Annotated in this window: 12 protein-coding genes; 4 read left to right on the forward strand and 8 right to left on the reverse strand. The window is 69.6% G+C overall.

The window, feature by feature from the left end:
• Together ACSFA7_RS17475 and ACSFA7_RS17480 are read right to left on the reverse strand one after the other, a co-directional pair.
• Positions 1 to 903, reverse strand: coding sequence for a BUD32 family EKC/KEOPS complex subunit (locus ACSFA7_RS17475; RefSeq protein ID WP_435500546.1), 903 nt, complete (start codon positions 901 to 903; stop codon positions 1 to 3).
• Positions 900 to 2,597 carry an FMN-binding glutamate synthase family protein gene (locus tag ACSFA7_RS17480; protein WP_435500547.1) on the reverse strand — a complete coding sequence of 566 codons (1,698 nt, stop codon included), beginning with the start codon at positions 2,595 to 2,597 and terminating at the stop codon, positions 900 to 902. Before ACSFA7_RS17480 ends, ACSFA7_RS17475 begins: the two co-directional genes overlap by 4 nt.
• A 56-nt stretch (positions 2,598 to 2,653) precedes the next feature.
• On the opposite strand from ACSFA7_RS17480, the gene ACSFA7_RS17485 reads away from it, so the two are divergent.
• Together ACSFA7_RS17485 and ACSFA7_RS17490 are read left to right on the forward strand one after the other, a co-directional pair.
• The gene (locus tag ACSFA7_RS17485; RefSeq protein WP_435500548.1) at positions 2,654 to 3,451 is read left to right on the forward strand and encodes a UPF0149 family protein; all 798 of its coding nucleotides are present in this window, start codon (positions 2,654 to 2,656) and stop codon (positions 3,449 to 3,451) included.
• Positions 3,452 to 3,500: 49 nt separating this feature from the next.
• Positions 3,501 to 4,688: an MFS transporter gene (locus ACSFA7_RS17490; RefSeq protein ID WP_435500788.1), complete on the forward strand. Its 1,188-nt coding sequence runs from the start codon at positions 3,501 to 3,503 to the stop codon at positions 4,686 to 4,688.
• On the opposite strand, the gene ACSFA7_RS17495 is transcribed toward ACSFA7_RS17490, so the two are convergent.
• The 3 genes from ACSFA7_RS17495 to ACSFA7_RS17505 are packed head-to-tail and all read right to left on the reverse strand — an operon-like array spanning position 4,678 to position 6,412.
• Complete coding sequence (locus ACSFA7_RS17495) at positions 4,678 to 4,992, reverse strand: GNAT family N-acetyltransferase (RefSeq protein WP_435500549.1); 315 nt, start codon at positions 4,990 to 4,992, stop codon at positions 4,678 to 4,680. The genes ACSFA7_RS17490 and ACSFA7_RS17495 overlap by 11 nt on opposite strands.
• Complete coding sequence (locus ACSFA7_RS17500) at positions 4,989 to 5,486, reverse strand: nuclear transport factor 2 family protein (protein WP_435500550.1); 498 nt, start codon at positions 5,484 to 5,486, stop codon at positions 4,989 to 4,991. The genes ACSFA7_RS17495 and ACSFA7_RS17500 overlap by 4 nt, the downstream gene beginning before the upstream one ends.
• A 29-nt stretch (positions 5,487 to 5,515) precedes the next feature.
• Positions 5,516 to 6,412 carry a LysR family transcriptional regulator gene (locus ACSFA7_RS17505; RefSeq protein WP_435500551.1) on the reverse strand — a complete coding sequence of 299 codons (897 nt, stop codon included), beginning with the start codon at positions 6,410 to 6,412 and terminating at the stop codon, positions 5,516 to 5,518.
• A gap of 75 nt (positions 6,413 to 6,487) precedes the next feature.
• On the opposite strand from ACSFA7_RS17505, the gene ACSFA7_RS17510 reads away from it, so the two are divergent.
• On the forward strand, positions 6,488 to 7,672 hold the full coding sequence (locus ACSFA7_RS17510) for an Acg family FMN-binding oxidoreductase (protein ID WP_435500552.1): 1,185 nt from the start codon (positions 6,488 to 6,490) through the stop codon (positions 7,670 to 7,672).
• 14 nt (positions 7,673 to 7,686) lie between these two features.
• Here the strand turns inward: ACSFA7_RS17510 and ACSFA7_RS17515 are convergent, their stop codons facing one another.
• A complete protein-coding gene (locus ACSFA7_RS17515; protein WP_435500553.1) occupies positions 7,687 to 8,205 on the reverse strand; it encodes a CinA family protein in 519 nt (172 codons plus the stop codon).
• Positions 8,206 to 8,210: 5 nt separating this feature from the next.
• A complete protein-coding gene (locus ACSFA7_RS17520) occupies positions 8,211 to 8,738 on the reverse strand; it encodes a phosphatidylglycerophosphatase A family protein (protein ID WP_435500789.1) in 528 nt (175 codons plus the stop codon).
• A 182-nt stretch (positions 8,739 to 8,920) separates the two neighbouring features.
• On the opposite strand from ACSFA7_RS17520, the gene ACSFA7_RS17525 reads away from it, so the two are divergent.
• Positions 8,921 to 10,393 carry an MFS transporter gene (locus ACSFA7_RS17525; RefSeq protein ID WP_435500554.1) on the forward strand — a complete coding sequence of 491 codons (1,473 nt, stop codon included), beginning with the start codon at positions 8,921 to 8,923 and terminating at the stop codon, positions 10,391 to 10,393.
• 18 nt (positions 10,394 to 10,411) lie between these two features.
• Here ACSFA7_RS17525 and ACSFA7_RS17530 read toward each other — a convergent pair whose 3' ends face one another.
• Complete coding sequence (locus ACSFA7_RS17530) at positions 10,412 to 12,118, reverse strand: FAD-dependent oxidoreductase (RefSeq protein WP_435500555.1); 1,707 nt, start codon at positions 12,116 to 12,118, stop codon at positions 10,412 to 10,414.
• Positions 12,119 to 12,130 lie beyond the last annotated feature (12 nt).

The following is a 12,130-nucleotide window of genomic DNA, read 5'->3' on the forward strand; positions in this document are numbered from 1 at the left end:
TCAGGCGCCCGCGTCGTGCCAACGCCCGAGCAGCCGCGCCACCGCGCGCACGCGCTGCGTGTCGCGGCCCCAGCGGCGGCTGGCGGGCAGCTTGCGCGCCCACTTCATGCGGCGCGCCGCATTCGCGATGCGCTCGCGCACTTCTTCGTTCACCGTGGCGAGCGCCGCATGCCAGTGCTGTCCGGCTGCCTGCGGCGCGGCGGCCTCGAGCATCATGGCCGTCGAGTGCAGGTAGCTGAGCCAGTCGCGCGCCTGGCATTCGGCGAGCGTCATGACCTCGGCGGGGTCGTCCTCGAAATCGATGTAGCCGATCACGCCGTCGGGGCATTGCACGAGGTTGCGGTCGAAAGCCTGGCTCAGGTGCTGGCCGCGCACATGCACGGCCGCAATCGCAGCGAGCCCTTCGCGCCACACCGCGAGCAGCGCGGCGGGGCCGGCCGCGGAGGCCTGGTCCAGGCGCTCCTGCAGCACGACGGTGGCACGGCCGCTCTCGCCGAGGTCGGAGATCAAGAGGCCATCGGGTTGCTGCGCCAGCACCGTAGGCACGCGCAGGCCCGCGGCCGCGAGCTGCTTCAGGCGCCGCGCCTCGGTGGCGATGGCGGCTTCGCCGCCCGGGTTGGGCACGGGCTTGATGATGTCCAGCCGCACCATGCGCGCGACCGCCGCCATCACGCGGTAGCCCCACTTGCCGTGGCGCGGGCCGGCTTTCTTGAGCCACACGCGCTCGCTGCCGAGCCGGTGGCTGGCCACGTTCTTCTCCTGCTTGGGCAGGGTGATGCGCAGGAACTCGGCGTAGTCGCCGGGCGCCGGCGGGTTGGGCTGCGCGTCGAGTGGCGCGGGCGCCGAAGCGACGCCCTTGGCGCTGTGCAGGCGCGTAGAAGCGCCTCGTCTCAGTGGATTCATGCTGCCATTGCGAAACCCGGGACGAGGCCATAAGGTCCCTGCGTCACGGGCTGGAAACTCTCTGCACTGGCCAGCGGCCAGTAGGTACGGAAGACATTGTGCTGCGCGTCGAGCGGCCCGAGCAGCGCACCCGGCTGCACCTGCATCACGAGGTTGCTCAACAGGCGCACCTCGGTGTCGGAGATGCGGCGCACGATGTGGTGCGCGGTGATCTGCTGCGGATGATCGAGGCCCGCGGCCTGCACCAGCTCCTGCAGCGCATGCAGCGTGCTGCGGTGGAAGTTGCGCACCCGGTCGGCCTTGGTGGGCACCACCAGCGCCTGCTGGCGCAGCGGGTCCTGGGTGGTCACGCCCGTGGGGCAGTGGCCGGTGTGGCAGCTCTGCGCCTGGATGCAGCCCAGCGCCATCATGAAGCCGCGTGCCGCGTTGCACCAGTCGGCGCCCAGCGCCATCATGCGGGCCACGTCGAAGGCGGTGATCACCTTGGCGGCGCAGCCGATCTTGATGCGGTGGCGCAGGTTCACGCCGATGAGCGTGTTGTGCACGAGCAAGAGGCCTTCCTGCAATGGCGCGCCCACGTGGTCGCTGAACTCGACCGGCGCCGCGCCCGTGCCGCCCTCGGCACCGTCGACCACGATGAAGTCGGGCGTGATGCCGGTCGCCTGCATCGCCTTGACGATGCCGAACCACTCCCACGGATGGCCCAGGCAAAACTTGAAACCCGTCGGCTTGCCGCCCGAGAGCTCGCGCAGCTTCGCGACGAAATGCATCATCTCGGTCGGCGTGGAGAACGCGCTGTGCGAGGAGGGCGAGATGCAGTCCACGCCCACCGGCACGCCGCGCGCCGCCGCGATCTCGGGCGTGACCTTGGGCGCAGGCAGCACGCCGCCGTGGCCGGGCTTGGCACCCTGGCTCAGCTTGATCTCGATCATCTTCACCTGCGGGTCGCGCGCATTGGCGGTGAAGCGCTCGGCATTGAAGGTGCCGTCGTCGTTGCGGCAGCCGAAGTAGCCCGAGCCGATTTCCCAGATCAGGTCGCCGCCGTGCACCCGGTGATGCTGCGAGATCGAGCCCTCGCCGGTGTCGTGCGCGAAGCCGCCCATCTTGGCGCCTTGGTTGAGCGCGAGGATCGCGTTGGCCGACAGCGCGCCGAAGCTCATGGCCGAGATATTGAAGACACTGGCGCTGTAGGGTTGCGTGCAGACCTGCGCCGGGTTCGCATCGGCCGGCTGCGGCGTACCGCCGATCACGATGCGGAAGTCGTGGTTCGCGAGCTTGGTCGGCTGCATCGAGTGATTGATCCACTCGTAGCCCGCGATGGTCACGTTCAGCTGCGTGCCGAAGGGCCGGTTGTCGGGGTCGCCCTTGGCGCGCTGGTAGACCAGCGAACGCTGCGCGCGCGAGAAGGGGGCCGCTTCGGAGTCGCTCTCGATGAAGTACTGGCGCATTTCGGGCCGGATGAACTCCAGCAGAAAGCGCAGGTGGCCGATGACCGGGTAGTTGCGCAGGATCGCGTGCCGCGCCTGCCGCAGGTCGTGGATGCCGGTACCTGAAAGTACCGCGAAGACCACCACACCGATCCACGCGAGCCACAGATGCGGCGACACCAGCACGAAGGCCAGGCAGGCGACCAGGCCGACCACGCACAAGGCAAAGGCGCTGTAGCGCGCCGGAAACGGAATAATCGTGGGCATAGAAATAGATGACTCCGGGAGCCTGCTGCATCATAGAGGGCTGCCCCGAACCTGCCATGACGACTTCCCCCCCTACCCCCGAGACCCCACAGCCCCCCGCCGCGCCCGCCCAGGAACCCCTCGGCCCCGACGATTTCGATGCCCTGGACACCGCGCTCGACGCCATGCGCGAGCACGACGAGGAAATCCCCCAGTGGGAGTTCTGCGAGGGCTTCATGGCCGCGCTGATCTGCACCCGCCGGCCCATCGAACCCACCGAATACTGGCCCGTGCTGCTGGGCGACAACTTCGTGCCGGCCCAGCACATGGAGTTCGTCTGGAACTGGAAGCGCCGCTGGCGCGAGATCGAAGAAGGCCTGGACGCCCCCGTCGAAACGCTGGACGACGAGCGCAGCTGGCAGCCCGAGGTGCTCGACACCCGCGGCGCCATCGCTTCGCTCCCCGAGGAAGAGCGCGCCGAAGTGGCCGGCGAGGAGATTCCCTCGTTCGCGCAGGTCTGGGCGCTCGGCTTCATGTACGCGGTCGAGAACTGGCCCGAGGACTGGGCCACCCCGCGCGACAAGGACGCCGCGCAGATGCTCGACGACGCGCTCGACAACATCGTCGCGCTCACCGAAGACGACACCGCCAAGCCCACGCTCTCGATGTACAGCGACGACGCGCCGCCCAGCGTGAGCCAGCAGCGGCTGGACGACTTCGGCGCCGCCATCTGGGCGGTGTACGACCTGCGCCAGCTCTGGAAGAGCCTGGGGCCGAAGGTCGAGACGATCCGCAAGGAAGCGACCCCCGGCCGCAACGATCCGTGCCCCTGCGGCAGCGGAAAAAAGTACAAGAAGTGCCACGGTGCCACCTAGCACCGGTCCGGAGAGCGCCGCGCCGCTGACGCCGCGCGCGGCCTGGGTGATGGTCCTGGCGCTGTGCGCCGGGGTCGCGCTCAGCCAGGCGTTTCGCACGGTCGGCGCCATCATGGCGAGCCCGCTGCAGACCGACTTCAAGCTCTCCGCCCAGGCCCTCGGGATTTTCTCGGGGGCTTTTCATTTCGCCTTCGGCGCGATGCAGCTCTTCATGGGCATCGGCATCGACCTGCACGGCGTGCGCCGCACGGTGCTCGTGGCTTTTCCGATCGCCATCGGGGGCGCGCTGCTCTCGGCGGTGTCGTCCAGCTACCTGGTGCTGGTCGCGGGGCAGGCGCTGATCGGCGTGGGCTGCGCGCCGGCCTTTCTCGTGTGTACTGTCTTCATCGCGCGGCACTTTCCGGCGGCGCGTTTTGCCACCGTGTCGGGCATGGTGCTGGCCATCGGCGGCATCGGCATGCTGGCGACCGGCACGCCGCTCGCATGGCTGGTGCAGGCGTACTCGTGGCGCGCGGGTTTCCTCGTGCTGGCCGTTGCCGCGGCGCTCGCGTGGCTCGCGATCTGGTACTGGGTGCATGAGCCCGCGTCGGCCGTGCCACAGGTGAAAGAGTCGATTCCCGAGGCGATCCGCCAGTTCGGCGCGCTGTTCGCGATGCCGCACACGCTCGGCATCATGGTGCTCGGTGCGGTGACGTATGCCGCCTTCATCTCGCTGCGGGGCTTGTGGCTCGGGCCGCTGATGATGGAGCGTCACGGCTACTCGCTGGTGCAGAGCGGCAACGTCGCGCTGGCCGTGTCGGTGATCTCGCTCGTCGGCGCGCCGCTCTTCGGGCGCCTGGACCGCGACGGCGCCGCGCGCCGCCGCTGGATCGTGATCTGCGGGCTGGTCTACGCCGCGCTCTTCGCGCTCATCGCCGTGCTGCACTCGGCCTGGCTCGACATCTTCGGCATGGTGCTGATCGGCGTGCTCTCGGGCTTCATCGTGTGGCAGTACGCCGATGTGCGCGTGGCCTATCCGGTCACGCTCACCGGGCGCGCGATGGCCGTCTTCACGATGGCGATGTTTCTCGGCGTTGCGCTGATGCAGTGGGGCACGGGCGTCGCCGCTTCGATTGCCGCGGCGCATGGCGGCGATCCGCTCACGGCCGTGCTGGCCACCATCGCCACGCTGCTGGTGATCGGCATCGCAGCCTTCGCGTGGCTGCCCGCGCCGAAGGCCGTCGCCGTCAGATCTTGAAGGCGCGCTGAATATCAGGCCGCACGAGGTCGGCGTATTCGCGGTGCTTGCGGATGTAGCCCGCAATGAACTGGCACACCGGGATCACATGCAGCCCCTTCGTGCGCGCCTCGCCGAGCACGTGCTTCGCAATACCCGAGCCCACGCCCTTGCCTTCGAATTCGGGCAGCACCTCGGTGTGCGTGAACATGATCGCGTCGGTCAGCAAGTTGTATTCGGCGTAGCCCGCGAGCTTGCCGTCGATGGAAGCTTCGTAGCGGTGGGCCGCTTCGTTGGAAGTGAAAACGATGTCGTTGTTGCTCATGAGGGTTGGCTCGAAAGAAATTTGGAAAGATTGCCGGCAGCCGTGGCGCGCACCTTGTTGCGCAGCATCGGCGTCCAGCCCAGCAGCAGGCCCGGCGTGCCGAGCGCCTGGCGCGACCAGGTCCAGAACGGGAAAGTGTCGCGGTGCGTGGCGATCAGGCCCTCGGGCGTGAAGGTGAAGCGCGCGTCGATGCTGTTGTCCACCAGCCGGCCGGTGGCGCTGAAGCGGTAGTGCGCGTCCCAGTGGGCGCTGCCCGTGGTGTCGTCGGCCTGCACGTCGCGAAAGGTCATGCGCCACACGTCCGCGCCCTTGGCCTTGGTGGCGGTGGCCAGCATGCGCCACATGCCGCCCACCTCGCGCCGGCCGCGCAGGGAAAAGGCCTCGTCGTCGAACACCGCATCGGGCGCGTAGCAGGCCTCCATGGTGGCGGCGTCGAGCTTGGCGAACGCGCTGTAGAAGCGCTCGATGGTCTGGGCATTGGTGGCTGCTGTCATGAGGCCTCTTGGAGTTATCGGGGAAGAAGTCAGATCGACGCCGGGATGTTGCGCGCGAGGAAATCATAGACCGCGCGGATGCGCCGGTCGGTGCGGATCTCCCGGTGCACCGCGAGCCACACCGGCAGCGAAGGGATCTTCAGTTGCGGCAGCACGCGCTGCACCTGGCTGTCGGTGCGCGCGAGCGATTCGCTCACGAAGCCGATGCCCATGCCCTGACGCAGCGCCTCCCAGTAGGCGCCCATGTCGTCGGTGCGAAAGCAGAAGTCCTCGCGCTGCAGCGGCGTGCCCAGTTGCGCGGACATGCGAACGATGGTGTCGATGCGGTCGTAGCCCAGCACGTCGTGCCGCAGCAGCTCGGCCGTCTGGCGCGGCGTGCCGCGGCGGCGCAGGTAGTCGGCCTGCGCGAAGGCGCCGAGCGCGAACCGCCCGATGCGCCGCGCCACCACCGTGGCCGTGGTGGGCTGCGTCATGCGGATTGCGATGTCGGCCTCGCGCCGCAGCAGGTTGCTGACCTCGTTGGTCGACACCAGTTCGACCTGGATCTCCGGCAGCTCCTGCCGCATGCGCACCAGCAGCGCAGGCAGCATCTGGCGCGCCGTGGCCTGGCTCGCCGAGATGCGCACCGTGCCCGCGGTGGTGGCATTGGCGCCCGACACGCTGCGCGACAGCGAGACCGCGCCGCTCTCCATGGCCCGCGCCGACTCGGCCAGCCGCGCGCCCATGGCCGTGGGCCGCAGGCCCCGGCCGGTGCGCTCGAACAACACCACGCCCAGTTGGGTTTCGAGCTCGGCGATGTGCCGGCCCAGCGTCGGCTGGCTCGAACCCAGCGCGCGCGAGGCAGCCAGCAGGCTGCCGTGGTCGAGGGCGGCGAGGAAGGCGCGCACCAGTCGCCAGTCGAAATCGAGGTTGCTGTCGAGGCCCACGTATTCAGTTCCGCATAGCAGGTATCAAAAGTTGACGCATTGTGAATTGAAAGGCGACTTTCGATAATGCGGGCAATGGACGAACGAAGAAATTTTGTCCGGCTGCTGGGAGGCGGTGTGGTGGTGGCGGCAGGCGCGGTGGCTTTGGCGACCTGGTGGCTGCACTCCGACATCCCGGCGGCCGCGCTCGAGATATGGAACGGCCCCGGCAACGAGCCGGATGCGCGCAAGCGTGCGGTGGCCTATGCGGTCACCGCGCCCACTGCGTACAACTGCCAGCCATGGCTGGTGGACCTGCGCGAGCCCGATGCCATCGTTCTCTACTGCGACCGCGAGCGTTTGCTGCCCGAGACCGATCCGTACGGCCGCCAGGCCCTCATCGGCCATGGGGCCTTCATCGAGCTGCTGGTGATGGCGCTTGCGCAGCAGGGCATCCTGGCCAGCGTGCAGCTGTGGCCCCAGGGCGAACTGCCGGGCGAGCCGCGGCACTGGCCGCACATCCCGGTGGCGCGGCTGCGGCTGTCGGGCGGTGGCGCGCCCGATCCGCTCTTTGCGCAGGTGCTCAGGCGCCGCACGCCGAAGCAGCGTTTCGATACCGGCCGGCCGGTGTCGCCCGACATGCTGCAGGGGCTCACTTCCATCGCGCCCGCGGGTGGCACGGTGCAGGCCGACGGCACGGTCGACATGGCCCGCGTGCGGGTGCTGCGCAAGCTCTGCGCGGCGGCCGCGCGCGTAGAGATCGCCACGCCCGGCACCGCCCTGGAGAACCTGCGGATGCTGCGCGTCGGGCCGCAGGAGATCCTGGAGCACCGCGACGGCTTCTCGCGCAACGATCCGGCGCTGCGCCTGGCGATCGCGCTGGGGCAGTTCGACCGCAACGTGCCCGCGCCGGAAGACAGTGAGTCGTTCAAGCAGACCTTCCAGGTGTTCGAGGACCAGGCCAACACAGCGATGGGCTTTGTCTGGCTCAGCACGCGCGGCAACAGCCGCACCGACCAGATCGCCGCGGGCCGCGCCTATGTGCGCCAGCAACTGCGCGCCACCGACCTCGGCGTGGGCCTGCACCCGATGAGCCAGCCGCTGGAGGAATTCGCGGAAATGGCACCGCACCACGCGGCGGCGCACGACCTGCTGCTGGGCACGGAGCCACCGCGCAATGCGCGCAGCCCGACGCTGCAGATGATGTGTCGGCTCGGCTATCCGATGTCGCCGGTGCCCGCCGCGCCGCGCCGGGCGATCAGCGACTTCATGATGGCCTGAAGGAGCCGCGGGGCTTACTCGCCCAGCAGTTCCACCAGCGTCTGCAGCGCGTAGTGCACCGTGGCCGCGCGCACCGTGGCGCGGTCGCCGTCGAATCGGCGGCGCTCGGTGCGCAACTGCCCGTCGACCGACCAGCCGAACCACACCGTGCCGACCGGCTTCTCGGGCGTGCCGCCCGTGGGGCCGGCGATGCCGGTCACCGCGATGGCCGCACGGGATGGGGTCGAGCGTGCGATGGCACCAACGGCCATGGCGCGCGCCACCGGCTCGCTGACCGCGCCGTGGGCATCGATCAGCGCCGCATCGACGCCCAGCAGCTCGGTCTTCGCCGCGTTGGAATAGGTGATGAAGCCGCGCTCGAACCATGCGCTGGAGCCGGCCAGCTCGGTGCAGGCCGCGGCGATCAGGCCGCCGGTGCAGCTCTCGGCGGTGGAAAGCAGCCAGCCTTTTTTCAGCAGCCGTTCGGCCACGGCCGCAACGAGCGCGGGGGTGTCCTGGTCGGGGAGCGGCGACAAGGTCGAAGAAGAATCCATGGGGTTCACCATGCGCGCCAGAGCGCAATGACCAGCAGCGTGCAGAAGGCCGCCACCAGGTCGTCGAGGATGATGCCGAAGCCCGCGCGCCACCAGCGCACCTGGGTGGCGTCGCGCTGCTTGAACAGCGCATCGGCCCAGGCGACCGGGCCAGGCTTGGCGGCATCGAAGAAGCGGAACAGGCCGAAGGCGATGGCCTGCGCGAAGAGCCCGGCCGGCGTGACCAGCCAGAGCACGATCCAGAAGGCGACCACCTCGTCCCACACCACGGCGCCGGGGTCGGCCAGGTTCATGTCGCGCGCCGTCACCGTGCAGGCCCACCAGCCGATGGGGAGCGACGCCAGGATGATCCAGCCGATAGTGGCCGGCGTGAACCACAGCTGCATCACCGCGAAGGCGACCCAGGCCCACAGCGTGCCCACGGTGCCAGGCGCAAAGCGTGGCAGGCCCGAGCCGAAGCCCAGCGCGATGGCATGCGCCGGATGCCCGAACAAGAAGCGCAGGGTGGGGCGGCGGATCGAGGGTTGCGGCATGGCGCCGGACAGCGGGGCGTTGGAGGAAGAAGAAGGGGAAGCGGCTTGCATCAGGTCCGAAGTGTCGCGCATCCGGGTGCCGGTCCAGTCGGGCGGTGGATTTTATTTATCAAAGCAATAACTTGTTTAATTGGGTCGCGGCGCCTAGTATCCGGGCTCCTTTCCAGTCTTTCGGGTCCGCCATGCCGCCTGCCGCTTCCTCCTCTGCCGATCCTTCGGCACCTTCCGCGATCTCGCCGCCGGCCACGGCCGGGTGGGGCGAACTCTTCACCGGCCGCAACGGCTGGCGCGCGCTGGCGCTCACCGGGGGCGTTGCGCTGCATGCGGTCAATGTCCACATCGTGACCACGGTGCTGCCTTCGGTGGTGCGCGAGATCGGCGGGCTCGACTGGTACGCATGGAGCACCACGCTCTTCGTGGTCGGTTCGATCCTCGGGGCGACGCTCTCGGTGCGGCTGCTCGCGGTGCTGGGGCCACGGGGGGCGTGCCTGGCGGCGCTGGCCGTGTTCACCGCCGGTTCGATGGGCTGCGCGCTCGCGCCGGCGATGCACTGGATGCTCGCCGGCCGCACGGTGCAGGGGCTGGGCGGCGGCATGCTCGCGGCGCTGAGCTATGCGCTGATCCAGCTCGTGTTCGCGCAGCGGCTGTGGCCGCGCGCGGTGGCGCTGGTGTCGGGCATGTGGGGTGTTGCCACGCTGTGCGGGCCGGCGGTGGGCGGGCTGTTCGCGCAATCGGGGCACTGGCGCTGGGCTTTCTGGTTCCTGCTGCCGGTGGCTGCGGCGCAGGCACTGTTGGTGATGGTGCAACTGCGGCCCGGTGCCGGCGTGCGGCATTCACGGCCGGCGAGCCTGCCGCGCATTCCTGCGCTGCAGATCGGCTTGCTGGCTGCCTCGGTGCTGGTGATCGCGGCGAGCGGGCTCCTGTCCGACCTCGCCTTGCAGGCGGTGGGCGTGGTGCTCGGCCTGGGCATCGGCGTCGTCGCCACGCGCGTCGATCGCCGGGCCGCGGTGCGGCTCCTGCCGACCGGCGCGTACGCGGTGAGCGCGCCGCTGGGCGCCATCTACGCAAGCATCGCGCTGCTGCTGATCGGCACCACCACCGAGATCTTCGTGCCGTACTTCCTGCAGCTGCTGCACGGCCATTCGCCGCTCGCGGCGGGCTACCTCACGGCCGCGATGGCCGGCGGCTGGAGCGCGGGCTCGTTGCTGTCGTCGGGGCGCAGCGGCGCGGGGGCCGATCGCATGCTGCGCGCCGGCCCGGTGGCCTGCACGCTGGGGCTCGTGGCGCTCGCGCTGCTGCTGCCGTTCCCCGGGTATCTGGGCGTGGGCTTCGAGATCGTGCTGGTCGCCGTGGCACTCGCCGTCGTGGGGCTGGGCGTGGGCATCGGCTGGCCGCATCTCGTGACCCGTGTGCTTTCGCTGGCGCCGAAAGGAGAAGAAGGGCTGGCCTCCGCCTCGGTCACCACGATCCAGCTCTACGGCATGGCCGTGGGCGCCTCGGTGGCGGGGCTGGTGGCCAATGCAGCGGGCCTCACGCTGCCGGGCGGCGTGGAGGGCGCGCAGTCGGCGGCTGTGTGGCTGTTTGCGAGCTTCGCGCTCGCACCTGCGCTGGCTGTGCTGCTGGCCTACCGGGTGGTCGCACCGCGAGGTTGGTGAGCCCCGGAGAAACGGAGCTCAGGCGGCGACGACACCTTCCCACGCCAGCGCCCGCTTGCGCTCGCGCACCCGCTTGGCATCGCCGCGCAGGATCGCCACGAAGTCGTACACGTCGAACGGCAGGTGCGCGCCGCGCCAGGCGACGTGCTGGTCCGCACGGCACAGCACCAGGCGGTGGGCGTAGGCCTTGGGCACTTCGGCCGTCTCGATGTCGAGCACCGTGAGCGGCATGTTGTAGGTCTGGGCGGCGCGCTCCAGCGGCCGCACGTCCACGCTGCGGTCGAAGCGCAGCAGCGTGTAGCCGGGACCGAACGCGTCGTACAGCGAGCGACCGTCGGCCAGCCAGAAGTGCGGCGCGCGGCAGCCCGGCACGGTCGAAGGCGTGAAGTCACCCATCGAGTACGGCGGGGCGGTGTGTTCGCCGTCCGCGATGATGATCGGCGAGCCTGTGTAGAAGTAGCCGAAGTTCAGCCCCGCGCAGCAGAACTGCTGCACGTTGAGCGCATAGGCCTCGCTGCCGATGTCCGCGCGCAGCGCGTCGCCCTCGGGGCCGGGCGCCTCGATGTTCTGCGGCACGGCGCGGCGCGCGCGGATCATCTTCTGCGCATGGTCCATCGCGAAGTTCGACACCTGCTCGGTGATCGGCTGGCGCTCGGCCTCGTAGGCGTCCAGCATCGCCTCGTCGCCCCAGCCCTGCACGCAGGCGCCGAGCAGCCACGAGAGGTTCAGCGCATCGGCGATGCCCGCGTTCATGCCGTAGCCCGCGTACGGCACCCACAGGTGTGCCGCATCGCCCGCGAGGAACACGCGGCCTTCGCGGAAGCGGTTGGCCACGAGGCGGCGACCGATCCAGTCTTCCTTGCTGATGACTTCGTACTGGAAGTCGGGGCCCACGCCCAGGATGTCGCGCAGCGCCTGGTCGCGGTCGACCGAATCGAACTCGGGCTCCTCGGCGTTCAGGTGGTTGTGCACCAGCCAGGTCTCGTGCCCGTCGATGGCGAACATCGTGCCGCAGCGGCGCGGGTTCATCGCGTAGGTAGCCCACGCCAGCTTGCCGGGGATCATGGCGCGCAACTGCGGCGCGCGGATGAAGGTCGACTGCACGCGCTGAATGACGGCCGTGCCTTCGAGCCTGGCACCGATCTGCTTCCTCACCGCCGAGCTGCCGCCGTCGCAGCCGACCATGTAGCGGCAGCGGATGCTGCGCGTGACACCGCCGTCCATCTCGGTGGCGATGGCGGTCACGCCTTCCCGGTCCTGCGTGAAGCCCGCGAACTGCGTGCGATTGAGCAACTGCACGCCCGGCAGCGCCGCCGTGTGCTTCAAGAGGATGGGTTCGAGGTAGATCTGGTTGATGCGGTGCGGCGGCTCGGGCGTGGGCCACCAGGCGTCAGGGCCCTCGGTCTCGGTGTAGCGGTCGCGCCGGCACGGGATCGGAATGCGCGTGAGTTCGGTGCCCGTCACGGTGGTGCGGAACACCACGTCGTTCGGGTAGTCGGGGGGCAGGCCCGCATCGCGCAGCTTCTGCGCCACGCCCAGGCGGCGGAACTGCTCCATGGTGCGCGAGGCCACGTGGTTGCACTTCACGTTCGGCGGCTCGGCGAAGCGGCGGGTCTCGCAGATGATCACCGAGACGCCGCGCGACGCCAGGTCCATGGCCAGCGTGAGGCCCACGGGGCCCGCGCCGATGATGAGAACGTCGGCTCTCAGTGTGGTGTCGTTCATTTGTCAGTGCAT

This window comes from Variovorax trehalosi, assembly GCF_051216415.1.
Classification (GTDB): domain Bacteria; phylum Pseudomonadota; class Gammaproteobacteria; order Burkholderiales; family Burkholderiaceae_C; genus Variovorax.

Excerpts from the sequence above, each read along its gene's own strand:
- ACSFA7_RS17475 (WP_435500546.1), bottom strand. The coding sequence starts at position 903 with ATGAATCCACTGAGACGAGGCGCTTCTACGCGCCTGCACAGCGCCAAG.
- ACSFA7_RS17480 (WP_435500547.1), bottom strand. The coding sequence starts at position 2,597 with ATGCCCACGATTATTCCGTTTCCGGCGCGCTACAGCGCCTTTGCCTTG.
- ACSFA7_RS17485 (WP_435500548.1), top strand. The coding sequence starts at position 2,654 with ATGACGACTTCCCCCCCTACCCCCGAGACCCCACAGCCCCCCGCCGCG.
- ACSFA7_RS17490 (WP_435500788.1), top strand. The coding sequence starts at position 3,501 with ATGGTCCTGGCGCTGTGCGCCGGGGTCGCGCTCAGCCAGGCGTTTCGC.
- ACSFA7_RS17495 (WP_435500549.1), bottom strand. The coding sequence starts at position 4,992 with ATGAGCAACAACGACATCGTTTTCACTTCCAACGAAGCGGCCCACCGC.
- ACSFA7_RS17500 (WP_435500550.1), bottom strand. The coding sequence starts at position 5,486 with ATGACAGCAGCCACCAATGCCCAGACCATCGAGCGCTTCTACAGCGCG.
- ACSFA7_RS17510 (WP_435500552.1), top strand. The coding sequence starts at position 6,488 with ATGGACGAACGAAGAAATTTTGTCCGGCTGCTGGGAGGCGGTGTGGTG.
- ACSFA7_RS17515 (WP_435500553.1), bottom strand. The coding sequence starts at position 8,205 with ATGGATTCTTCTTCGACCTTGTCGCCGCTCCCCGACCAGGACACCCCC.
- ACSFA7_RS17520 (WP_435500789.1), bottom strand. The coding sequence starts at position 8,738 with ATGCCGCAACCCTCGATCCGCCGCCCCACCCTGCGCTTCTTGTTCGGG.
- ACSFA7_RS17525 (WP_435500554.1), top strand. The coding sequence starts at position 8,921 with ATGCCGCCTGCCGCTTCCTCCTCTGCCGATCCTTCGGCACCTTCCGCG.
- ACSFA7_RS17530 (WP_435500555.1), bottom strand. The coding sequence starts at position 12,118 with ATGAACGACACCACACTGAGAGCCGACGTTCTCATCATCGGCGCGGGC.